Source organism: Streptosporangium lutulentum (assembly GCF_030811455.1).
Lineage (GTDB): Bacteria > Actinomycetota > Actinomycetes > Streptosporangiales > Streptosporangiaceae > Streptosporangium > Streptosporangium lutulentum.
The window spans coordinates 1818952-1839957 of the sequence record NZ_JAUSQU010000001.1 but is presented as its reverse complement, the minus strand read 5'-3'; the positions used below and the strand labels follow the sequence as shown (position 1 = coordinate 1839957).

General features: G+C 65.8%; 22 protein-coding genes and 2 pseudogenes. 12 read left to right on the top strand and 12 right to left on the bottom strand.

Going from position 1 to position 21006, the window contains the following annotated elements; all coding sequences use genetic code 11:
* Window positions 1-24: 24 nt before the first annotated feature.
* Window positions 25-684 carry a hypothetical protein gene (locus J2853_RS07695; RefSeq protein WP_307556270.1) on the bottom strand — a complete coding sequence of 220 codons (660 nt, stop codon included), beginning with the start codon at window positions 682-684 and terminating at the stop codon, window positions 25-27.
* 504 nt (window positions 685-1188) lie between these two features.
* Here J2853_RS07695 and J2853_RS07690 point away from each other — a divergent pair.
* From J2853_RS07690 to J2853_RS07680, 3 genes are read left to right on the top strand one after another with little or no spacing between them, the layout of a single operon-like run.
* Complete coding sequence (locus tag J2853_RS07690; protein ID WP_089207040.1) at window positions 1189-1440, top strand: type II toxin-antitoxin system Phd/YefM family antitoxin; 252 nt, start codon at window positions 1189-1191, stop codon at window positions 1438-1440.
* The gene (locus tag J2853_RS07685) at window positions 1440-1862 is read left to right on the top strand and encodes a type II toxin-antitoxin system VapC family toxin (protein ID WP_307556269.1); all 423 of its coding nucleotides are present in this window, start codon (window positions 1440-1442) and stop codon (window positions 1860-1862) included. Before J2853_RS07690 ends, J2853_RS07685 begins: the two co-directional genes overlap by 1 nt.
* A 45-nt stretch (window positions 1863-1907) precedes the next feature.
* Window positions 1908-2219, top strand: coding sequence for a hypothetical protein (locus tag J2853_RS07680; protein ID WP_307556268.1), 312 nt, complete (start codon window positions 1908-1910; stop codon window positions 2217-2219).
* 186 nt (window positions 2220-2405) lie between these two features.
* Here the strand turns inward: J2853_RS07680 and J2853_RS07675 are convergent, their stop codons facing one another.
* The 3 genes from J2853_RS07675 to J2853_RS07665 all read right to left on the bottom strand — a co-directional run bounded on the left by J2853_RS07675 (window position 2406) and on the right by J2853_RS07665 (window position 5441).
* Window positions 2406-2666 (bottom strand): GntR family transcriptional regulator, encoded by a 261-nt coding sequence (locus J2853_RS07675; protein WP_307556267.1) that lies wholly within the window; start codon window positions 2664-2666, stop codon window positions 2406-2408.
* A gap of 812 nt (window positions 2667-3478) precedes the next feature.
* On the bottom strand, window positions 3479-3925 hold the full coding sequence (locus J2853_RS07670) for an SCO4402 family protein (protein WP_307556266.1): 447 nt from the start codon (window positions 3923-3925) through the stop codon (window positions 3479-3481).
* A gap of 751 nt (window positions 3926-4676) precedes the next feature.
* Window positions 4677-5441 carry an aminoglycoside phosphotransferase family protein gene (locus J2853_RS07665; protein WP_307556265.1) on the bottom strand — a complete coding sequence of 255 codons (765 nt, stop codon included), beginning with the start codon at window positions 5439-5441 and terminating at the stop codon, window positions 4677-4679.
* A 373-nt stretch (window positions 5442-5814) separates the two neighbouring features.
* Between J2853_RS07665 and J2853_RS07660 the strand changes: the two are divergent.
* Window positions 5815-6303, top strand: a pseudogene (locus tag J2853_RS07660) (IS701 family transposase); the annotation flags it as partial.
* 32 nt (window positions 6304-6335) lie between these two features.
* Here the strand turns inward: J2853_RS07660 and J2853_RS07655 are convergent.
* A protein-coding gene (locus J2853_RS07655) for an IS3 family transposase (protein ID WP_307568558.1) occupies window positions 6336-7546 on the bottom strand; the annotation gives its coding sequence in 2 pieces (ribosomal slippage) (window positions 6336-7237 and window positions 7237-7546; 1212 coding nt in all).
* Between the two features lie 70 nt (window positions 7547-7616).
* On the opposite strand from J2853_RS07655, the pseudogene J2853_RS07650 reads away from it, so the two are divergent.
* The 4 genes and pseudogenes from J2853_RS07650 to J2853_RS07635 form a co-directional block, all read left to right on the top strand.
* Window positions 7617-8273 (top strand): annotated as a pseudogene (locus tag J2853_RS07650) (IS701 family transposase); the annotation flags it as partial.
* 70 nt (window positions 8274-8343) lie between these two features.
* A protein-coding gene (locus tag J2853_RS07645; RefSeq protein WP_307568558.1) for an IS3 family transposase occupies window positions 8344-9554 on the top strand; the annotation gives its coding sequence in 2 pieces (ribosomal slippage) (window positions 8344-8653 and window positions 8653-9554; 1212 coding nt in all).
* Window positions 9555-9769: 215 nt separating this feature from the next.
* Window positions 9770-9910 (top strand): hypothetical protein, encoded by a 141-nt coding sequence (locus J2853_RS07640; RefSeq protein WP_307556263.1) that lies wholly within the window; start codon window positions 9770-9772, stop codon window positions 9908-9910.
* A gap of 261 nt (window positions 9911-10171) precedes the next feature.
* The gene (locus J2853_RS07635) at window positions 10172-11545 is read left to right on the top strand and encodes an IS1380 family transposase (protein ID WP_307556262.1); all 1374 of its coding nucleotides are present in this window, start codon (window positions 10172-10174) and stop codon (window positions 11543-11545) included.
* A gap of 509 nt (window positions 11546-12054) precedes the next feature.
* On the opposite strand, the gene J2853_RS07630 is transcribed toward J2853_RS07635, so the two are convergent.
* Window positions 12055-12618: a hypothetical protein gene (locus J2853_RS07630; RefSeq protein WP_307556261.1), complete on the bottom strand. Its 564-nt coding sequence runs from the start codon at window positions 12616-12618 to the stop codon at window positions 12055-12057.
* 405 nt (window positions 12619-13023) lie between these two features.
* Between J2853_RS07630 and J2853_RS07625 the strand changes: the two genes are divergently transcribed.
* The 3 genes from J2853_RS07625 (at window position 13024) to J2853_RS07615 (ending at window position 14956) form a co-directional block, all read left to right on the top strand.
* On the top strand, window positions 13024-13191 hold the full coding sequence (locus tag J2853_RS07625) for a hypothetical protein (RefSeq protein ID WP_307556260.1): 168 nt from the start codon (window positions 13024-13026) through the stop codon (window positions 13189-13191).
* Window positions 13192-13482: 291 nt separating this feature from the next.
* Window positions 13483-13848, top strand: coding sequence for a hypothetical protein (locus J2853_RS07620; RefSeq protein ID WP_307556259.1), 366 nt, complete (start codon window positions 13483-13485; stop codon window positions 13846-13848).
* Between the two features lie 514 nt (window positions 13849-14362).
* A complete protein-coding gene (locus J2853_RS07615) occupies window positions 14363-14956 on the top strand; it encodes a hypothetical protein (protein WP_307556258.1) in 594 nt (197 codons plus the stop codon).
* Window positions 14957-15391: 435 nt separating this feature from the next.
* On the opposite strand, the gene J2853_RS07610 is transcribed toward J2853_RS07615, so the two are convergent.
* The 3 genes from J2853_RS07610 to J2853_RS07600 are packed head-to-tail and all read right to left on the bottom strand — an operon-like array spanning window position 15392 to window position 18154.
* Complete coding sequence (locus J2853_RS07610; RefSeq protein ID WP_307568626.1) at window positions 15392-16075, bottom strand: iron-sulfur cluster assembly protein; 684 nt, start codon at window positions 16073-16075, stop codon at window positions 15392-15394.
* 2 nt (window positions 16076-16077) lie between these two features.
* Window positions 16078-17118, bottom strand: a complete 1041-nt coding sequence (locus tag J2853_RS07605; RefSeq protein ID WP_307556257.1) for an amidohydrolase family protein — start codon at window positions 17116-17118, stop codon at window positions 16078-16080.
* A 1-nt stretch (window position 17119) separates the two neighbouring features.
* Window positions 17120-18154: an NAD(P)-dependent alcohol dehydrogenase gene (locus tag J2853_RS07600; RefSeq protein ID WP_307556256.1), complete on the bottom strand. Its 1035-nt coding sequence runs from the start codon at window positions 18152-18154 to the stop codon at window positions 17120-17122.
* 295 nt (window positions 18155-18449) lie between these two features.
* Here J2853_RS07600 and J2853_RS07595 point away from each other — a divergent pair, with 295 nt between their 5' ends.
* A complete protein-coding gene (locus tag J2853_RS07595) occupies window positions 18450-18869 on the top strand; it encodes a PASTA domain-containing protein (RefSeq protein WP_307556255.1) in 420 nt (139 codons plus the stop codon).
* A gap of 164 nt (window positions 18870-19033) precedes the next feature.
* Here the strand turns inward: J2853_RS07595 and J2853_RS07590 are convergent, their stop codons facing one another.
* The 3 genes from J2853_RS07590 to J2853_RS07580 form a co-directional block, all read right to left on the bottom strand.
* On the bottom strand, window positions 19034-19495 hold the full coding sequence (locus tag J2853_RS07590; protein WP_307556254.1) for a cupin domain-containing protein: 462 nt from the start codon (window positions 19493-19495) through the stop codon (window positions 19034-19036).
* 217 nt (window positions 19496-19712) lie between these two features.
* The gene (locus J2853_RS07585; protein WP_307556253.1) at window positions 19713-20621 is read right to left on the bottom strand and encodes an IS3 family transposase; all 909 of its coding nucleotides are present in this window, start codon (window positions 20619-20621) and stop codon (window positions 19713-19715) included.
* Between the two features lie 2 nt (window positions 20622-20623).
* On the bottom strand, window positions 20624-20947 hold the full coding sequence (locus tag J2853_RS07580) for a transposase (protein WP_307556252.1): 324 nt from the start codon (window positions 20945-20947) through the stop codon (window positions 20624-20626).
* Between the last annotated feature and the right edge of the window lie 59 nt (window positions 20948-21006).

Here is a 21006-nt window from a genome sequence, read left to right as displayed (position 1 = left end):
CGTCCGGACGCTTCGGCCCGGGGTTCACCAGTGGAACATCGGGAGCGGCCTCAGGGGGTGCCGTACGAAATTTCGGGCCGTCTGGCGGAACAGGAAGCGATGGAACCCACGGTAGGGCAGGACCTCGGTGACCTCGGCGACGTCGGCACGGCTGAGGCGCCCGCGCAGATTGCCCCGGAACGCGTCGGTACGGTCGGCGCGGCGGAAGGTCTCGACGAGCGGGTTCTCAACCGAGCGGATCTTGTGGTGCAGCTCCACCATCTCGATGACGAGCGGCAGGTTCTCCACCCCGGCCTCGGCGGCGTGCTTCCTGGCGAGGTCGGCGGACGGCGCGATGTAGTCGAACGTGCCGGCGGTCCAGATGCCCAGGTCGTGCACCGCCCAGGCGAGCGCCAGATCGTTGGTGACCTCGTCGCGTCCCAGCAACCGCTGCTGGTAGGTGAGCCCCCGGTAGACATGGTTGCGGTAGGCCCCCAGATCGGCGCCGATCACCTCGGCGTACCGCGCGAGCACCGCCTCGATCACGGGATGCGAGGTCACCACCCTGTCGCGGGACGTGCCTGAGACCTTGGCGCCGTCCTGGGGCCTGTCGTCGCCGGGGAGATCTCGGCCCGGCGACGAACCGGCGCCGGTCTGATCGCTCCCCTTCGCCTCGGCGGGGATCTGGTGCGGGTGTTCGGACACGAGGATCTCCTGAGGGCGTGAGCGAAACGATGGAAACGCGAAGGGCGTCGACGTGAGCGCCTGGCCACCGCCGGGAAGAACGCGGTGGTGATGCCGTCCGGGGCGCCCAATGTCTCACAGCGGCGCCCCACCGGTGATGATCGCAAGGAGCAGGACTCGGAAATTTACCCGAAGCGCACGATTCTTAACCCGGAACGCACGTCCATGACCGAGCACGCAATGAGTGGCCGTTCGAGATCCGCAGCATCTCACCCATCGCCGCGATCTTCTGATCATGCTCCTTCGCAGCTCGGCGAAACGCTCTTGTTTCGCCGACCCGGCGAGATCACGATGATCGGCCTTTCTCCGGCGGGAACTTCCAGGGGGCACAACGCAAGTTAAAACTGTGATTTCCGGGTGGCCCGCGTAACGCGGGCAATCAGTATCGACCGAGCGGCGCCTGTCGCTGTATGTGATCTTGCATTGCCCTATCCTGAGTCTAGACAGACTAGACAGGGGGTCTTCATGGGCGGGTGGCAGGTTCAGGAGGCGAAGCAGCGCTTCAGCGAGGTCGTACGGCGGGCGGTGAGCGAGGGTCCCCAGGTGGTCACCCGGCACGGAGAGGAGGTGGCCGTGGTCATCGACATCGCCGAGTACCGCCGCCTCAGGGGCGAGACTCCCGACTTCGGACGGTTCCTTCTCGCCGCCCCCGACTGGGACGACGACATTGAGTTCCCTCGGAACCGAGACCTTCCCCGAGAGGTGGATTTCGACTGATGGGCATCGGCTACCTGCTCGACACGAACGTGGTCTCCGAAGCACGCAAGCGAAATGGGAGCCCGCACGTCAAGGACTGGATAGGCGGGACTCATGGGCCCACGCTCTACCTCAGCAGCCTGACGGTCGGTGAGATCCGCTGCGGGGTCGAGCGCCGCCGACGAGACGACCCCGCACAGGCGACGATTCTGGAGCGCTGGCTCCACGGGCTTCACCGGCAGTTCAGCGACCGCATCGTTCCCGTCACCTCCGAGGTCGCGGAGGAGTGGGGGCGGCTGAACGCCGTCCGCCCGCTCCCCACGGCAGATGGTTTGATCGCCGCGACGGCCAGGGTGAACGGGTGGACCCTGGTCAGCAGGAACGTCAAGGACTTCGAAGGGACGGGCGTGTCCGTGGTCAACCCCTTCGAGCTGCTGCACTGACGAAAGAACGCGTGGCCCGACGAGTGATCACGCTCGGGTGTAACGGTGCTTGGCGCCGAGTGGGAAGTACTCGAGGCCGCCCGTCTCGCGGAGACGGATGACCGGGAGCTGTCTCGCCGAGGGGACTCCATCCTGGGAGCGCTGCGCCAGGCGCGCGCAGACTACCGCGCCAAACAGGCCCGGATGATCCTCGGCCTTCCGGCTCCTGGCGAGCAGGAGACGCTCACGCTCTCTCAGTGGCGCTACGGCGGAAGCGGTCACCGGTACGGCGAACCGTTCTGGGCCGAACTCGCCCGGCAGCGCATCGCCACCACTCGCCGGATCGCCCGGGAACGTGAACAGCCCGACCCCGGCTGACTGCGGGTCTCACCTACGTGCCGCGTGGCGTGGCCGGCGGAATGCCATAGGCACCCGAAGGGCTCGCGAAGCAAGTTCGGCCGGCGACACCACGGGGGAGAGTTCATCTCCTTCGCCAGGTCGAACGGCGGTGACGGGAAGGTGAGGGACTCGGTGACTGTTTCGGCTGATCTGGTCTCGTCTGGCTTACTGTGAAGCGCTCGGGTTGGCTGCCCGTTCCTCTGCGGTGGTCGGGAACGAACCGATGCCTTGCGAGGTCACGACCCACCCCTGGTCGCGGAGCACCTTCATGGCCTTGCGGACGGTCGGCCTGGAGACCTGGAACTCCTCTTCCATGGCGACTTCGGAGAGCAGGGTCTCGGCGTCGTACTCGCCCGTGTCGATCCGCCTGCGGATCTCCTCGGCGATCTGTGACCACTTGGGTTTGCGTGGGTCGTACCTGAACATGATCCCAAGGCTAGATATACCTTGACCTGCAAAGATAGAAACAGACGTCATATGACGTTAACTAACTAGTGTTTACAGGTGCTTACATGTGCTCCTATGATGACGGACATGGCTGACTGGAGCATCCCCGAGTTCGACGTCACCCGGTGCCCTGACGGCACCTGGGAGGCCCGGTTCAGCGGAACGCCAGCCGAAGCTCCTGCGGACGCGACGGCGGGGACTTTCAGATACCTGAAACTGCTCTGCTGTGCCCAGCGGATCGGCCGGTCCCTCCGCCAGACCTGTGACCGTGACTCATCGGGAACTCGCCGTGGTCACCTCTGAGCGGTGCCTGAGCCCACACGTGGCGATGCCCCAACGCGACCACGTGCGCCTGAACTGGCGAGAGCCGTACCGGACGCCAGAGCGGGTGCGGCCACTGGCCTGGACGTGCGCGTGCAGGGCGACGATCTATGAACTGTGCTCCGGCGGCGGCCAGGGGTTCATTCGCCGCACCCTCCAGCTCGACGGCAACGCAACGGTGCACGAGTCTCCGCGCTGGTCGGTCAATGAAGCTCGGACCGTTTGGATAGCTCTGCTGTCTGGGGGTGTCCGGTAGACGGGCGTGGCGGCGTGGGATCTGGAGGGACGGCGCCGCCACGCCTCTTCATGTACTGGGACTCGCCAAATGACGCCAGCCTTATATTCATTCTCTTGTCTGCTACAGGCTGAGAGACCGGCTTCTAAAATCCCCGCGGCCAGCCGTCAGCTACGTCTTCAGTAGCGCCGCAGCGGCGCTGTTCATCTGGTTGCTCCCATGACGCGGAATGCGGTCACGATGATTCGGGCATCGTTGACCTGGTTGATGGTGGCCAGCGATGTCCGGCGTCATGCAGCTTGCTCAAAGCGGTGAGGTCGTTCGTCACCAGCACTTGAGCCAGTCGCGCCGCTGCAGCCAGCACAGCTGGCCAGCCGGGCGATTCCACGTACGCTCTGTCTCCGGTGGTAGCACCCACTGACTCCTGCACCTGGGAATAGGCGGCGCCGAGGTCTGCCATCAACGAGACCTCCTCGTCTGTGCGCAGGCTCTTTCCCAGCCAGGACCGTGGGGCGCGTGCATCGCAGAAGTCATCGAAGAGGACGTGCACCACATAGCCGAGATCCTCGAACTCATCGGGGTTCAGCCACACCTCACGTTGCCAGGAAGGGCTCGCAAGTGCGAGGACCGCGGGGACAACATGCAGGCGGTACTGAGGAAACTCGATGCCGTGATCGATCACCCGTCGAGGGTACCGAGGAGCTGATCGCCAGGATCCGGCCTAGCGGTTTTCAAGAGGGCTGCACTTCGAGAGAACAGGGCGGCTCTGAACAGGGCAGGAACCTTCCTCTTGGCACCGCCAGCAGAAGATCATCCCGCATATATCCCGCGTGCCCGGTTCGATACCTTGACGATGTGTCGATCAGTGAACGCCATCTGTCAGCCGAGGAGCAAGCCGTCATCCTGGCTCTTCTCACACAAGATTTCCCTGGCGTGGATGAACTTCGCGCTCAGGTCCCTTCGGCAATTGTGGCCGGACGGTGTGGGTGTGGATGTGCAACGGTGGATCTTCGGGCAGGAACAGGGCCTCGTGCGCTCGCCTCCCCGGTACAAGACGGGGTGCTGATCTCCGCTGGCGTGCGCGGGCGCGATGACGGTGTCTTGCTCTTCGTCAAGGACGGTCATCTTTCGTACCTTGAGGTCTACTCTGTCGATGACGAGCCGGCCTCACTCCCGCAGCCTGAAGATCTCACCATTGACCCGCCAGGCTCCCGGGGGTGATGCCATGGAGGCAACAAGGCTCAGATTCGACTCGTGAACCTACGGATTAAAAGTAGTCGATTCGATCGGGGTCTGAGGTTCTGGCCTGCGGGCGCGGTGTCCGTGGACGTTCGCTGAGTTCCGCCGTCGTTCACCCTCTTGGCTGTACTCGTGGCTGTACTGAGTCTGAAAGCTGGACGTTATGGCGAAGTAGATCGTATGGCCGATCATGATTACCCAAGGCGAGTGAGCAGCCGAGCCGCCTGGCGTTCCACGGTGCCGGACGGGTTGCGCGGGTGAACGGGGTCGTCATGCATGAGCATGATCAGCCAGGTGAGAGCCAGCAGGCGGCGACAGTCGCGGAGCCTGCGAGTTTCGGCAGGGGTCAGGGCGAAATGGCCGAGTAAAGCAAGGACATCGAGATCGGTATCAACCCACGCGGAGACATGCTCGGTGACCTCGGCAAGTTCGAAGGCCCGGTCGCTACGTCCAGACTCTTCGAAGTCCACCAGCCGGATCCGAGAGCCGTCCCACAGGCAGTTCGCCAAGTTGCCGTCCCCGATTCCGAATACTGGGGTTCCCGGATTTTCAGCGATCTCCTCACCGGTTAGGTCCAGCCATGCCTTGCCCGCCTGAAACGCCTGGGTCACCTCGGGGTCGGCGTCATGGAGCGACAGCTCTGCGCACCAACTCCGGAGCAGATCGATGATCTGGGCAGGGTGGCCACGCCGCGGGGCAAGATCCTCCAACACACGGGCGGGCACGGCCGCATGCAGCGTCGTTATTGCCTCAGCCAGCATGGCGAGCTGCTGCGATGTGAGGGTCTGCCCGCGCAAGGGCGTCCCGGGAAGGCGAGACATGGTGATCGCCGGGTACGCCGTTAGTTCGGCGTGCAGCGGGTGCGGAGCGAGTCCGGGAGCGTATTTGGCCAGCAGGGTCAGCGCCCGCCACTCGGCCTCTGGCTCTCCTCGCTCCCACGACCGGAATCTCTTGATCACAGACTCAGGATGAAGCTCAATGTCGTGCGTGCTCCACCGGTCAGCCATCCACCCCTCCAAGTCTTAGCCGAGATCTTCGCAGGGCAGCGGAATCATGGCAATCGGAGCATCGGGCTGCTCAACTTTGCCGTGTGCGCATCGACCGACTGGGCGCCCTGTCCAAGAACCGCCTCAGGTCAGGCAGGATCAACCCAGCCTGCTGGACAGGCTCATCGCCTAGATCGAACTCGCGACCCTCGATCCGCCCTAATGTCTAGATTTCTCACTCAGTACAGCCAAGGCTTCTAAACCGCATTACCGGTAGTTCGTTGGATCAAGGATGATGCCGGGTATCACCTGATTGATGACCGTTCGGGTGATTCGGGGGTGGGTGATGACCGCTCGTCTGCCAACTCCGGTGGCGCCTGGCCCGCTGGAGGCTTACGCGGCACGCTTCGATGACGTGTTCTCCGCGCTCGGGCAGCGGCGCGGGTTTCGCGAGTATCTGGCCGGGCTGCTGCTGCCACGCGAACGCAACAAGACGCTGACCTGCCTGGCCGGGGCCGAGCCGATGGTCGGGATCAACGATCCGGCGGTGCAGCGGCTGCAGTACTTCCTGTCGGAATCGGTGTGGGACCCCGAGGCGGTCAACGACCGGCGGGTGGCGCTGCTGCGGGCCGATCCGGCGACCGCGCCGCACCGGGGCGGGGTTTTGGTGATCGACGACAGCGGCGACCGCAAGGACGGGCACGCCACCGATCACGTGTCCCGGCAGTGGCTGGGCCGACTCGGCAAGACCGACAACGGGATCGTCACCGTGACCACCTTGTGGGCCGATGAGCGGCTGTATGTGCCGTTGCATGCCCAGCCGTACACGGCCGCGGGGCCTTGGCCCCAAAATGTGGACACCAGCTGTCATGCGGCGAGCAGGACCCTATCGGACCGCTGCTCGTAGGTGATCGGGCTGAGGTAGTTCAGGCTGGAGTGCCTCCTTCGGGTGTTGTAGCGAGTGATCCACTTGAAGACCTCCAGGCGAGCCTGGCGGGCCGAGGACCAGCGTTTGGCGCCCTGCAGCGTCTCGCGTTTGAGAGTGGCGTTGAACGCCTCGGCGGCAGCGTTGTCCGCGCTTGTCCCGACGGCGCCCATCGACTGGCGAACACCGAACTCCTTGCACACGGCGGCGAAGTCGGCGGAGGTGTATTGCGCCCCGTGATCGGAGTGAAAGACCGCCCCGGCCAGGTCACCACCCCGCGTGGCGGCGGCTGCCCGCAGCGCGTCGGTCACCAGCTCGGTGCGCATGTGATCGGCGATCGACCAACCAGCCAGGCGACGTGAATGCAGGTCCAGCACCGTCGCGAGATACAAGAACTGTCCCTCACCGACGGGCAGATAGGTGATGTCGCCCACGTACCGCTGGTTCGGCGCGGCCGCGGTGAAGTCCCGCTTGATCAGGTCGGGCATCTTCTGATGGGAGGGCTCGGGCACCGTGGTGCGGACCCTCTTACGCAGATGCAGCCCGACGATGCCGAAGACCCGCATGATCCGCGCCACCCGCTTGTGATTGACCCGCCGGCCCGCATCGCGCAGCTCGGCAGTCACCCGCGGGCTGCCGTAGGTGCCATCGAAGTCGGCGTGGATCTGCCTGATCTCCGCCGCGAGCGCAGCGTCGGCCGCCGTCCGCACCGCCCTCGCCGGTGTGGCGGCCACCCACCGATAGAACCCCGACCGGGAGACCTCCAGCACTCGGCACAGTCGCTTCACCCCGAAGGCGTCACGGTGATCGGCAACGAACTGGAAGCGACTCACCAGTTCGTCTCCCCGGCGAAATACTTGGCCGCCCGCCGCAAAATCTCGCGCTCCAGCTCCAGTTCCCGGATCCGGGCCCGCAACTGCTTGTTCTCCTCTTCCAGCACGTTGCCGGAGGTTACCAATCCCGTCGGCGGCCTCTTCACCGAGCCCGTCTTCGGAGCAGTGCCGGCAGACCGCGCCTGGTGCACCCACAGGCGCAACGTCTCACGGTTGACGCCCAGGTCCTTGGCCACCGACGCGTACGTCCGCGACGGGTCCGACAGATACAACGCGACGGCGTCTGTCTTGAACTCAACTGAGTAGGCCTTCATGGCCACGAGGAACTCCTTGGTCTCCAGATCTCTATGATCTGGCACTCAAGATGTCCACACCTCGGGGTGAAGGCCCGCGTGCCGCCTGCCGCGCGGCACGAATGATCCGGCGTTCGCCACCAAACCGAAGATCGCCGCGCGTTTGGTGGGCAAGGCACTGCAGGCCCAGATCCCCTTCACCGCCGTGGTGGGCGACTGCGCCTACGGCGACAACGACGACTACCGGCGCGAGCTACGGCAGTTGGGACTGGCCTATGTACTGGCGCTCAAACGGCGCAAGGGCCTGTGGGCGCCCGCCTGCGCCGACCACACCCCGATCGACGCCGCCCGGGCCCTGGTCTGGGGCGGCCCGGACGATCCCGCCGACTGGACCCGCGTGCAGCGCCGCTTCCGCGACGGCCACCATGAAACCTGGTGGGCGGCTGATGCCCGGCTCGGTCCGTGGGGCCCTGATGAGCCCTACCGGCTGGTGATCGCCACCACCGACCCGGCGACGCTGCCGGATAAGAGCACCTGGTATCTGACCACCAACCTGCCGCGCCCGCACGGATCGGCCGCCGCCGACTCGTCGCACCCCCCAGCCGATCTCGCGCAGGTCGTGCGCCTGTACGGCCTACGCGGCTGGATCGAGCAGGGCTACAAACAGGTCAAGGACGAGCTCGGCTGGGCCGACTTCCAGGTCCGCTCCTCGGTGGCGATCCGCCGCCACCAAACCCTGGTGATGGCCGCGTTCGGGCCTTCACCCCGAGGTGTGGACATCTTGAGTGCCAGATCATAGAGATCTGGAGACCAAGGAGTTCCTCGTGGCCATGAAGGCCTACTCAGTTGAGTTCAAGACAGACGCCGTCGCGTTGTATCTGTCGGACCCGTCGCGGACGTACGCGTCGGTGGCCAAGGACCTGGGCGTCAACCGTGAGACGTTGCGCCTGTGGGTGCACCAGGCGCGGTCTGCCGGCACTGCTCCGAAGACGGGCTCGGTGAAGAGGCCGCCGACGGGATTGGTAACCTCCGGCAACGTGCTGGAAGAGGAGAACAAGCAGTTGCGGGCCCGGATCCGGGAACTGGAGCTGGAGCGCGAGATTTTGCGGCGGGCGGCCAAGTATTTCGCCGGGGAGACGAACTGGTGAGTCGCTTCCAGTTCGTTGCCGATCACCGTGACGCCTTCGGGGTGAAGCGACTGTGCCGAGTGCTGGAGGTCTCCCGGTCGGGGTTCTATCGGTGGGTGGCCGCCACACCGGCGAGGGCGGTGCGGACGGCGGCCGACGCTGCGCTCGCGGCGGAGATCAGGCAGATCCACGCCGACTTCGATGGCACCTACGGCAGCCCGCGGGTGACTGCCGAGCTGCGCGATGCGGGCCGGCGGGTCAATCACAAGCGGGTGGCGCGGATCATGCGGGTCTTCGGCATCGTCGGGCTGCATCTGCGTAAGAGGGTCCGCACCACGGTGCCCGAGCCCTCCCATCAGAAGATGCCCGACCTGATCAAGCGGGACTTCACCGCGGCCGCGCCGAACCAGCGGTACGTGGGCGACATCACCTATCTGCCCGTCGGTGAGGGACAGTTCTTGTATCTCGCGACGGTGCTGGACCTGCATTCACGTCGCCTGGCTGGTTGGTCGATCGCCGATCACATGCGCACCGAGCTGGTGACCGACGCGCTGCGGGCAGCCGCCGCCACGCGGGGTGGTGACCTGGCCGGGGCGGTCTTTCACTCCGATCACGGGGCGCAATACACCTCCGCCGACTTCGCCGCCGTGTGCAAGGAGTTCGGTGTTCGCCAGTCGATGGGCGCCGTCGGGACAAGCGCGGACAACGCTGCCGCCGAGGCGTTCAACGCCACTCTCAAACGCGAGACGCTGCAGGGCGCCAAACGCTGGTCCTCGGCCCGCCAGGCTCGCCTGGAGGTCTTCAAGTGGATCACTCGCTACAACACCCGAAGGAGGCACTCCAGCCTGAACTACCTCAGCCCGATCACCTACGAGCAGCGGTCCGATAGGGTCCTGCTCGCCGCATGACAGCTGGTGTCCACATTTTGGGGCCAAGGCCCTTCGCTTTTGCTGGCACACCTGGCTGGCCGGTAGCCCACCCGATGGCACCACGGATCCGGGCGATGAACCGCCGCCTTCACCGGGTGAGAATTATTCCAACGGCGGGCAGGCCGCCGAGGGCCGGGGGAAAAATCAGCTCCGACAGCCGGCTCCGGCCGTCTTGGCCGTCAGCGCTGCGCCACGTGCGAAGCTGGCTCACCCCCTGGATACGGCTCCAGCGCTACTGGCGTGCCTGGTCCAACGCGCCCCCGCCCCCTGAGCTCCAGCACCTTCTTGCCGCCGTCGGAGCCGGACACGCACTCAACCTCTACGTCCGGATTTAACAGAGCACCGGTAGCAGCTCGGAGCCTGGTGGTTCCGGGTAGTGCCATGTGGACCAATGCGGCTAAGCGGTCTTGCTGGAACAGGACGGTACGGCAGGGAACTGCAACCCAAACTGCAACCCGTGGCGATCCTCTCTAGCCTCGGGCTTTCACGGTGAATATCGCCAGCCTTGATCGTTTACATGAGAAAAGTGCCTTTGAACTGGGATGATCGGACTTGTCTAAGGTCCCGTCCACACCAGCTCAAGAGGCACTTTTCACGTGAAGACTATCGCTTCGCGACCCAAGATCGTCATGTCCGCCGACGGCTCCGGGCTCATCTCCCAATCAGGCGCGCTGCTGTTGCTGGAAACGCTGCGCGTCACCGGCCTGGACCAGGCCCTGTCGGAGCAATTGCAACGATGGCGACCGGCCCGCGCGATCCACGATCCCGGAAAGATCATCGCTGATCTCGCCGTCAGCCTCGCCCTGGGAGGCGACTGCCTGGCCGACATCGCGATACTGCGCTCTCAGCCGGAACTGTTCGGCCCCATCGCCTCTGACCCGACCGTCTCCCGGCTGATCGACCGGCTCGCCACCGACACCGCCAAAGCCCTGAAAGCGATTCGACGCGCACGCGCCATCGCCCGTGAACACGCCTGGACCCTCGCCGCGTCAGCCGCGCCCGGAGCCGACGGCCAGCTAATCCCCATCGATCTGGACGCCACCATCGTCATCGCCCACTCTGAGAAGGAAAACGCCACCCCGACCTGGAAGAAAACCTTCGGCTTCCACCCCATGACCGCCTTCGCCGACCACGGCACCGACGGAGCCGGTGAGCCACTGGCCCTGGTGCTGCGAGCGGGCAACGCCGGCTCCAACACCGCCACCGACCACATCAACGCCACCGTCTTGGCCCTGGCCCAACTGCCCCGGGCCCGACGCCGTCAGATTCTGATCCGCACCGACTCAGGCGGCGGCACTCATGAGTTCCTCACCTGGCTGACCCGTCCAGGCCGGTGGTTGAAATACTCCATCGGCTTCACCATCACCGACGACATCGGCGCCGCGATCGGTCGCTTGCCCGCCAGCGCGTGGACACCCGCCTACGACGCCGAGGGGCAGGTCAGAGCAGGCGCCTGGGTCGCCGAGATCACCGGCCTGGCGAACCTGACCTCCTGGCCCAAGGGCATGCGCGTCATCGTCCGCAGGGAGCGCCCGCACCCCGGTGCGCGGCTGCGCTTCACCGACCCCGGCGGGCACCGCTTCACCTGTTTCGTCACCAACACCAAGCAAGGCCAGCTCGCCGATCTGGAGCTGCGCCATCGTCGCCGCGCCCGCGCCGAGGACCGCATCCGCTGCGCCAAGGACACCGGCCTGCGCAACCTGCCGCTGCACGATTTCACCCAGAACCAGATGTGGTGCGAGATCGTCGCGTTGGCCGGCGACCTCATGGCCTGGATGCAGATGCTCGCCCTGCAGGGCCCGGCCCGCCGCTGGGAGCCCAAACGCTTGCGGCTGCGCCTGTTCGCCGTCGCCGGACGCCTGGTCCACGGCGGCCGGCGGCTCCGGCTCCGCATCGCCGCCCGATGGCCCTGGGCACCGCAGATCATCGCCGCCGTCACCCGCCTGCAAGCCCTGCCGGCACCGCCCTGACCAGCATCAAGCCGCTCCACCGACCAAGAAAGGACACCCACGGGCTCGTGGAACCCCGCCCACCCGGCGCGACAGCCGGGCCACCACGCTGACCAGGAAGCGAAATCACGCCTCAGCCAAATGCTTCAGCCGACCACACGAAGATCACGAAAGATCGAGGCTAGAGGAACCTTCATCGGGGCGGCGGCTCGATCCTATGATCATCTTTTATTCGATCTCTCGCTCCCCGAAGTCATCGGCTTAGTCTTCACCAGACTCTTCATCTGCTTCGTCGCCTTATGGGTGTGGGCATGATCCGGGCGTTCAGACAGCGTCGCGTACTCCAATACACCGACCAAATCAGAGCCGAGGAGCTCACCGGACGCGTCCACCAGCTCACGGTTCGCGGGTACGAGGAGCAAGTAATCCAGCTCGCGCAAACCGAACTTGGCATGCCTGCGAATGTGGCCCGTTCCTGGGCGAAGTCCCTCTAAGGCAGCCCGTTACGAGAAGATGAGACGAGGCGAAAGTTACTTGGACATCGGCAAGTATACTTTTGGTCCATTCAGCAGGTCCTCGCCCAGGCGAACGCCGCTTTCCAACTCAATCACCGCCAAACACGTGCCCTTAGTGCACACCTCAGTGTCGTAGACGATGGCGAAGAGCTCGGCATAGGGAGTCAAAGGACCGAGGTGGTCTGTCCATTCAGTGAAAGGTATCCAACCGGGCTCGGGGAAATCAAGTTGCCCGTCGCTGTCTCCGTAGCGGGCATAAATGGTGGTGTTTCCTTCGATGTCCCCGGCCAGATACCAGTGCCGGAAACCTTTGCCGCCGAGTCGATCGGTTACCTCCTTGCCGTTGTCGTAAGGGTTGTTCGACCACGTGACGACGCCCGTGCCGACCTGTTGAAGGGCGAGGTCATCTGGAAGCACCTCTCCTGGAGCGCACAGTACGGCAGGATCGTAACGGAGTCGGCGCACCGCGTCCTCGACCGTCAGAACGCCGGAGTCGGGAATCGTCACCGTGTACGCGATGCTCTCCCACGTAATTAAGTCAATCAACTCTGCGTAACGGCGAACGATCTCATCGAACACGAAATACCACCTTTCTTGGATGGTTCGACTCCATGTTCGTATAACATAAAGCCGATCGCATCGACGGGGCCTTTGTCTTCCTCAGCAAACAGCGCGTTTCTTCCGGATGGCAAATTATGGCGTGAGGAAAAATTGGCGGAAGCGCTCATAGGGATGGGTCTCAGGGCGCCGCACTCGACAATCTACGGCACGACGGCAACGCCCTCGCCACACAGACCGACCGACCTCAAGGAACCGCTGACATCCTGCTTGCAAATCAGCCCGATCTTGGGCTGTACGGGCCGTGAGCTGGGCGGCGGACTCCCCACGAGCGACCGTGACTGACCGCTGTTGACCATCCTTAATGGCCCGCTAATGGCCCGGCGGTCGCCCCGGCCCTACCTCGCAACGTGGGATTCTCGACACATGTCCACAATCATGAACAGCCTTCCCGATCCCCTGCCCGAGTTCTTTGACTGCGGGTGCTCGGACATCTACTACTGTCCGCAGGCCGGTGAGGTCGAATACCCCCGGCACGGCGGCTTCGATGTCTGCTGCGACGCGCTTGACCAGCACATCCCACTCCATGCGTGACCTACAGTTTACAAGATCTCGGTACGCGACCCGCTGAGCTGCTGCGGCGCTGGTCAGAGATGGTCTCACCCTGTCCGTGAGTCCCCGTCATTCCCCGTTGTTTCCCGGCCTTACTGGCACGCGAATGGCACGACCTGAGAACCCCGTGCGGACGCACACGCCTCCCCCGCCCGGTCTTCCCGTCCCCCAGCCACCTACGAACCCGGCTCTTGCTCCTGGCGATCATCCCGGAGCCGAAGTGCCCCCGCCGGAGGCTGTGCTTTGACGGATCATGGCCAGTACGGTGCAGCTGTGGCTGATTTCGAGGCGTGGGCGCGATTGTCACTGTGGGAGCAAGCGGACCTTCTGGTGAGCACCGCTGAGATCGTGGTCGACCGCCCTGCCGGTTCTGCTCATCCCAAGGTGGGGAGCTTCGTCTATCCGCTCGACTATGGCTTCTTGAGGGGCACGCAGGGAGGTGACGGTGAGGGGATCGATGTATGGATCGGTTCAGCGGCCGCTCCGGCCGTGACTGCCGTGGCGTGCACCGTGGATCTGGTGAAGCGGAATTCCGAGGTCAAGTTCCTGTGGCGATGCTCGCCGGAGGAGATCGCGACGGTGGGGCGCTTCTATGAACCGCAGCCTCAGGCCGCTGTGATGATCCGGCGTCCAGACTGAGCGCGAGCGACGGCGCGTCGCTGAGGTCGGCGCGCACGTTGGCTACGGCGGGTGCGCGGGTCGGTGGACGGCCCGGGGCGCCGCCAGCCGGGACCGGCGCCCACGCCGCACGCCCGGGCGGCGGGCGGCAGAGGGCCGGGTACGGCGGCGCGGCGCGCCGCCGCTTGAACCCCTATAAGAACAATTCGGCAACTCGCGATCAGCGGTCGTCGTCCTGCTCGTCGTCTTGGTCGCGCTCGTTCTTGTCCGCCTCCGATTGGGCCTTGTGGTCCAGACCGTCGCGGGCGGCTGGGACTGCTGAGATTTCTCGCCGCAGTGGATTGGATCCGGGTGGCGGCTTCCTCGTCCCACAGGGTGTGTTTGCCCATGCCTCGGGATGTATCCGACCCATTGCGTCATGCGCCGGCGACCCGCGGCCGCCACGACGAAACCCAAGGAGATTCTTTCGGCAATCCGCGTCGGCAGGGGTGATCAGCGCGGGCTTGTCCCCGGCGGTTTCCGCCATAATGATCATGTGATCGATCACTATCGCAGTCTCTTCAACCGGTATCAGTGGCTGGAGGACGCGCTCTGCTGGACCGTGGTGCAACCTCTCGACGAGGAGAGCACGGTAGACGATCTCCTGCGGCGGCTGAACGGAGGCCGCGATCCCGAGCAGCGCATCATGGCGTATCCCACGGAAGAGGCCTATGAGGAGAACCGGCCCGTTCTCTTCGTCTTCGAGGGCGAAGGAGCCTGGGGTTTCCTCGAATTGGCCTACGGCTTCGCCACGCCTGACCACATCCTCACCGAGCTCAGCAAGCAGTCACGGGTGTGGATGACGACCTGGCACTTCAACGGGGGATACACGATCCTCTACGCGGCCGACGGCGAGATCAGGGCGTGGATGCGTGACTTCATCTTCACCGAGCACAGAATTGAGCAGGGCGATTCGAGCATCCTGGCCGACTTCCGCGCTGTGCTCGACAGTCTCGATCCGGAGGACTACTGCGGCAAGCGCAGCGCGGCGTTCGCCTTCATCGAGGCGGCCACCGGCATGAGCCTTCGGGGCGAGTGGCTGGACGTGGAAAATGCGCCCGTCGTCATCCTCGACAACCCTCGTGTCTGACGCACATCCGATCGTCAACGCCGACTCCATCGCGCTGACCCGAGCGCCGGGCCCTAGTTCTCATCGACGAACGACTTCGTTCTTTCGGCAACCGCCCATCAGGTCGTGGCGTTGCGGGCCGGGACCGGCCGGAGAGCCGCAGCCCGGCCCGTGAACGCCAGCGGCCCACCAGGGCCGCCTTGACCCTGCAGAGATAGTTGTCGCGGTTCAAGATCAGGAGCTTTGGACTCCTGCTATTCGCGAGAGTCCTCACGGTCTGCGGATCGGTGTTTCCCCAGCTCGGGACTAGGGACCTACTCCTGTCATGTGACGTTGGCGACCCTTGGGCCGATTGGCGACCTTGAAAGAATGGTTGCCTGAACCGATGTTCTCCGGGTAGAGGAACTCGAGGCCTTAGGCAGCCTCACCGGTCAGGACGGCACCCTCGTCAGGGAACTACCTCTCGTCGGCCGCCGACTCGGGATAGCGCGTGTGCAGCAGCCCGCGGCAGAAGCCGGCGTTGCCCTCGATGCTGACCCGCACGGCGCGGGCGAAGCGCAGCCGTAGCGTGGCCTGTTCGGCGCGGATCGGCTCGCCGTACTCGTCGAGAAGCAGCGGCGACCGCGGTGAGCAGTCCAGCCCGAGTTCGGCGCGGCGGCGCAGCAGCCCGGCCAGTTCCGGGGACTCCGGGACGTCGCCCAGGCCCAGCCGCACGGGCTGCCCGCCCTCGGCCGTCAACCGGGTGCCCAGCCGGTCGAGGCTCGCCAGATAGGCCTTGCGCCGGAACGTCAGACGCAGCTCCTCGAGTCCTCCGTGGGCCTCACCGGGGAAGGACCCGGCGAACCCCGCGCCTTCCGCGACCCCCGCGTTGATCTCGTCGGACGCGAAGTGGTCCTCCAGCCGGACGTCCGCCGCGACCACGCCCGCGACCGCCCGCACCGCGTCGTGGGCGTCGGCGACCATCAGGTAGGCGAAGTTCGGCGCGCAGAAGTACGTCGGCAGCCGAAGCCGTACCGACGCACGCCCGTCGCGGACCTCGGCCTCCCTGACGAACCCGAGCTCGGTGATCGGCTCGTCCAGCTCCGGGTCCCGCACGCTCGCCAGGGCGTCCCAGATCCCGTCGTACCGGGGAGAGGGCATGCTCACGCCGGCGCCTTCGGCCCGGACGCGACGGGCTCGCCGCTGCCCGCGTGGACGTCGGTGACGTCCAGTTCCGGCGGTACCGGGATGTCGTAGAGCCGGGCGACGTTGAGACCGAGGATCTTCTTCTTCACCTCGACGGTGATCTCGCCGTACTCCCCGCGCATGTCCTCCGGGATCTGGAAGTCCACGAACCGCTCGATGAGCCACTTGGGCGTCCAGATCGCGTAGTCGCTGGCGAAGGTGATCCGGTTCTCGTCGAGCCAGTACAGCAGCTCGCCGATGATCTGGGCGAAGTAGCGCGGCCTGGTGTGGATGAACGGCAGCGCGACCGCGAGCCCGGCGTAGACGTTGGGTTCCTGCGTGGCGATCCAGCAGAAATCCTCCAGCCTGGGCAGCCCGCAGTGCTCGACGACGAACCTCAGGTCCGGGAACGCGCTCGCGGCCTCGTCCACGTCGGCCACGTCGAAGGCGTCCCGGTTGAGCGGGTAGATCGTCGGCCCCTTGTGGACGTGAATGTTGCGGATCCCCAGTTCCTGGCATTTCTCGAGGTACCGGTAGGACCAGGGGTCGGACAGTTTCCAGCCCTTCGACGCGCCCTTCCATTCGGCGGTGTAGAGCTTGACGCCCTTGAGACTCCACCGTTCGGCCAGCGCCTGGAGCCTGTCGAGCCCCTCCTCGCCGTCGCGCGGATCCCACGCCCCGTTCACGATGAACTTGTCGGGGTGTTTCTCCGCGAGCGCCCCGTCCTGTTCGGTGGTGTTGAAGCCGTTCACGTAGAAGTCGGTGAGGTAGGTCGGCTGGAAGATCGCCTTGTCCACATAACCGACCTCGAACAGGTCGTGCAGGATCCGTTCCTCGCTCTGCCACCAGAAGTCCTCCAGCGACCAGACCTCCGATTCCGGCGAGAGGTTGCGGTGGTAGTCGTAGAAGCAGTTGATGAATCCCTCGCCGTAGCGGTTGGCCTGGTTCGACGGTCTGGCGTCCCAGAAGTGGATGTGCCCGTCGACGATGAAATACCGCTGACCGTCCTTTTCGTACATCTCAGCTCCTTGCCGGTACGAGGATCCCGCGGCCCCGCAGGCGCCCGCTCTCCAGGTCGTCCATGGCCTCGTTGATGGATTCGAGGGGGTACGTCCTGGTGTGCAGGGTGACTTTCCCCTGCGCGGTGAGGGCCATCAGCTCGTCCAGATCGTTGTAGGAACCGACGAGGTTGCCGATGACGTTGATCTCTCTGGAGATGACGTCGATCGTGGGGATGTCGACGCGGCCGCCGTAGCCGATCACGAAGTACGAACCCGCGCGGCGCAGCATCGCCACCCCCTCGGCCTCCGTGCCTCCCTCGCCGACGAAGTCCAGCACCACGTGCGCGCCCTGCCCGCCGGTGAGGTCGGCGATCGCGTCGGCCTGCCCGCCGTCGGCCCGCACGGTGTGCGTGGCGCCCAGTTCCTTGATGAGTTCGAGCGCGTCCGGCGACCGGTCGACGACGATGATCTCGGCGGGCACCATCGCGGCCAGGCACTGCACGCCGATGTGGCCCAGCCCGCCGGCGCCGATCACCACGACCTGCGTGCCCGGGTAGAGCAGCGGCACGGCCTTGCGCACCGCGTGGTAGGCGGTGAGACCCGCGTCGGCCAGCGCGGCGACGTCCGCGGGCCGCAGGGAGGGATCCAGCTTGACCACCGCCCGGACGTTGGTGAGCAGCAGTTCGGCCATGCCGCCGTCGGTGTCGATACCGGGGAACTTCGAGTCGACGCAGTGCACGTCGTCGCCCGCGCGGCACGCCCGGCACAGCCCGCAGGTGATGAGCGGGTGCAGGATGACCGCGTCACCGGGCTCGACGCCCGTCACGGCCGAGCCGACCTCCCGCACCCAGCCGGCGTTCTCGTGCCCGATCGTGTACGGCAGGGCCACACCGGACTTCTCGGCCCACTGGCCTTCGACGATGTGCAGGTCCGTACGGCACAGCCCGGCGCCGCCGATCTCGACCAGCACGTCCAGCGGCCCGCTGACCTTGGGCTCCGGGACGTCCTCGACGACCGGGCGCTTTTTGTACTCGTGCAGTCGTACGGCTTTCATCGCCACTCCTCGACAAACGAAGGCTGTAGCTCGATCGTTGGTTCGGCCCCCGGCGATGGTCAAGGCCGAGATTTCACAAAGCCGGATTCTTTCCCGACATTTCACATGACCGGAATCTCGGGGCGAGCCCCGATCGATCCGCCGCGCGGATCTCCGGCGGTCCCGGGCGGCGTCTCCCGGGCCGACAGGTACGAAATCTTGGGAAAACGACGGAGAGTGGCGATGGATAACCGAGAGCGATCGGGGTACGTCTTCCGGCGGTTCCTCCCCTCGTCCTCGTCTCGGGAGATCTTTGATGCAGGTCAGCCGCCTTCTGTCCGCCCTTTCCGTCCTGTCCGCCGTCTCGCTCGGCGCCGTGCTCACCGGTTGCGGGGACGGCGCGGACGCCGCCGCCCCGGCTTCGGCCGTCCTGGCGCCCCAGTCCGCCCCCGTCGCCACCGCCGCGAAGGGCGCCGCGGAGACCTCCGCGAAGGCCCGCGGGTCCGCTCCGGACATGCGGGCTCTGCCCAACGTGATCGGCATGAGCCTGCAGGAGGGGCAGAACGCGATGCAGGCCGCGGGCTTCTTCGTCCTGGACGACCAGGACGCCACCGGCCAGAACCGGTTCCAGGTCAATGACCACAACTGGGTGATCACCGATCAGAGTCCGGCGGCCGGCCGGAAGTTCCCGACCGACACGCCGGTCGTTCTGTACGCCAAGAAGTACGGAGAGTAGGGCGGCGGGTGACGCGGAGGCGGCATCGGCCGCCTCCGGTCGGGCCCGGAGGCTTCGGGCCTCCCCTCGCCCCAGGCCCGCGACCGGCCCGGGTCCTCGGCTCCCCGTCAGCGCGAGGTCACTCGCGAGCTCATTGTGACCTCACAGTGAGGTCACTCGCGAACTCACTGTGAGGTCAGGACCGGGCCGTTCCACGTCAGCTCGTCGAGGTTGACGACGATGGCGTCCTGGGTGCTGCGGGCGATCACCACGAGCGCCTCCAGACCGGGATCGAGGTTCTCCTCGCGGTGCGGGACGTAGGGCGGCACGAAGATGTAGTCGCCCGGCTTGGTGTCGATGCGCACCTCGGCGGGTTCCTCCCCCTCGAGGTCGAGAAAGACGAACGACGGGGTGCCGCTGACCACGTAGATGGCGGTCTCGGACTCACCGTGGTGATGGTTGGCCGTGACGGTGGCCGGGGCGACGTGGGTCTGGCCCATCCACAGGCGGCTGGATCCGACGGTGGCACCGCTGATCGCCGCGCGGCGGCGCATGCCACCGGTCTGGGCGGTCTCCGAGGTGAGCCCCCCGGGCGCGATGTGGTGCAGCCGCCGGTGAAACGGGTCCTCGGGAATGATGATCGGCATCGGGCGCTCCTCGTCTGGTCGGAGAAATGTGGCGTGAGCACATCGGAGTCTCCATCGTCGTGCAGCGGCGAGACGAGGCCGGCGTGAGGCCGGTCACTCGTCCCGATCCGCCGACGGACGCGCCGGACCGGCGGGTCGACGCCCGGCCCGGGCAGCGCGGAACGCCGGACGATCACCTGCCGGTGGATGTCTATCCCCTGAAAACGTGGAGATTCGGTTATGCGGCGCTGGCCTCCTGAAGCCTCGCTCTGGCGGCTATTCGAGCGGTCATGATCTGCTGCTCGTAGACGATCGGTGGTAGCCCGTCAGCGGCGCTGTGTCGTCGGCGAGCGTTGTAGAAGTCAGCGATCCAGGTCGCGATCTTCAGCCGGGCTTCGGCCCGGGCGCGGAAGCGGTGTCGGTGCACGTATTCGACCTTGAGGGTGGAGTTGAACGACTCGGCGGCGGCGTTGTCCAGTGCACAGCCGACCCGGCCCATCGACTGGACCACGCCCCAATGCCGGCAGGCTGCTTGGAAGCGGGCAGCGGTGTACTCGCTGCCGCGATCGGTGTGGAAGATCACCCCGTCGACGTTCCCGCCGCGGGTGACAGCGGCCATCTGCAGGGAGGCAATGGTCAGCGCCGCATCGTGATGCTCCGACATCGCATACCCCAGCAACCGGCGGGAGAACAGATCCTCGACCGTGGCCAGATACAGCTTGCCCTCGTCGGTGACGATCTCGGTCACATCGCCGCACCACAGCACGTCCGGCGCGACCGCAGTGAACGAGCGCCGCACCAGGTCAGGGGCGGCAGGCCGTTTGCCCTGCCGGGTCAGCGATCGGCGTCTCCTTGGTGCTCTGCCGGCTAAGCCAAGCTCGGCCATGCGCTGCGCGACGGTGTTCTCCGATATCCGCCATCCCTGTTCGTGTAGGTCACGGGTGATGCGTGGGCTGCCGTAGGTGCCGCCCGAGGCGGTGAACTTCGCCGCAATCTCCGCGTCGAGATCCTTGCGGCGCTGCTGGCGGGCCGTTGGCGCCCGGTCGCGCCACTTGTAGTACCAAGACTGCGAGACACCCAAGGCCCGGCAGGTCACCGCGTGGGGGACGTCGTGCTCGGTCTTCTGGGAGCTGATGAAGGCCGCCACGCTTACCGGCCCGTCGCTTCCTTGACCCACAAGACCACGGAGCGTTTGAGGACATCACGCTCCATCTCCAGCTCGGCGCGCTCCTTGGCCCACTCCGCCCGCTGCCTGCGCAACCTGGCGAGCTCTTCCCGCTCGGATCCGGACAGTTCCTCGCTGCCGGCGTTCTGCTCGCGGGCCAGCCGGTCCATCTGCACCCAGTTGGCCAGCGTGCCCGCATTGATGCCCAGATCCTTGGCGACTTGCGCGATCGACTTTCCTGTCTCCCGCACGATGCGCACCGCGCCCGCCCGGAACTCCGGATCGAACCTGCGTCTGGTCTCTCCCACGACCCAACCTTCTCCTTAGGTCAGATCTCCACGATAGAAGGGGAAGGCCAGGACGCTGT